Origin of the sequence: Herbiconiux daphne, assembly GCF_024979295.1 — a bacterium.
GTDB lineage: Bacteria > Actinomycetota > Actinomycetes > Actinomycetales > Microbacteriaceae > Herbiconiux > Herbiconiux daphnes.
Genome location: NZ_JANLCJ010000119.1, coordinates 1 through 1167, shown reverse-complemented (window position 1 = coordinate 1167; position 1167 = coordinate 1). Strand labels below are relative to the sequence as shown.

General features: G+C 41.3%; 1 protein-coding gene. It reads left to right on the top strand.

Annotated features, from left to right (window positions below):
- Positions 1-1083 (top strand): hypothetical protein (locus tag N1032_RS23460; protein WP_259542770.1); only part of this gene is annotated, 1083 nt, incomplete at its 5' end.
- Between the last annotated feature and the right edge of the window lie 84 nt (positions 1084-1167).

Below are 1167 nucleotides of genomic sequence, written 5' to 3'. Positions count from 1 at the left end.
GGTGAAGATCCGGTAATTATTCCAGAAATGGAGATCCAGCAATTCACAGGCGTAAGCGTTGAAGAATTTTTAGCAATCAATGATTACCCGTTTAACCGTGATGTGAAGGATCGCATTAAGCGCAATCACCTGAAAGGGGCTATTACCTCTCATCAACAGCGTATTGTACATGCTGTGCTTTTGGATAAAGAGCGTAACGCCGCTATCTGGAAGAAAGTAGAAGTAGAAGCGGCGCTCTTGCTCCTGGATCGCACTAATGCACCTTTCCAGCTTGAACAAGATGAAGCGGGTAGCCTTGTTGAGTACAACGGGAAATTCTTCACTACTACTCAGGTTGATGTAGTGAAAGCTAATAACCCTCTTTGCTCTCTCCCTCTGATGAAATTAGATGGTCATAGCCGCGCGTATGCCTGGGATCTTAAAGATGCTGATGGTAATTCACATCTTGAACAACCTAAGAGCCTTTTCTTGATGGTATGGGTAGCACCTCTTACAGATGATCAGGTATTGCATGAGGTTAAAGTATTTGGATCTCCTTTAGCTGATATTAGCACTGCTGAAAATGCAGATATGGCTAATAAGGCAATTGGTTTTAAACCTAAATCAGAGTTTGTTAATAAGCCGTGGAAATCTCCATTCAAGCTGGCTAAGAACCTTCTCACAGAGCAAGAAGGGCGTGAGTATTTCCTTGATGCTCTTAAGTTTGTAGATAGCTTTGGGCTTGATGCAAGCTATAAAAAGCAGGATAGCAAAGAATCGCTTAAAATCATGAAAGGTGGGAAAAGCACTACACAACAGGTTAGCAAATATGATCGCTACCTTTCATCCGGTGTTAAGGCTGGCTTATTACGTACCTTTGATAAAGTAAAAGGTGATGCTGATAAGGTGCAAGTGTGGGAAAAATTCTGGTCTGAATACTTCAACTACATCAAAGGTAGTGAAGTTAAGAGCGCAGCTATTAAATCCCTTCAAAACTGGATTACCGTTTGTGTTGAATCAAGCAGCAACCACGGAAACGGATATGATGTAGCATTGTTAATGCAAATCGTTGAAACTTTCGAAGAGTACCAGAAAGAAAGTTAATCCTCTTCTACCCTCACCTATCAAGCCTCCTTAATCGGGGGCTTTTTCTTTTCCTGAAATCAAATTCAAACATCGAATTTAAGC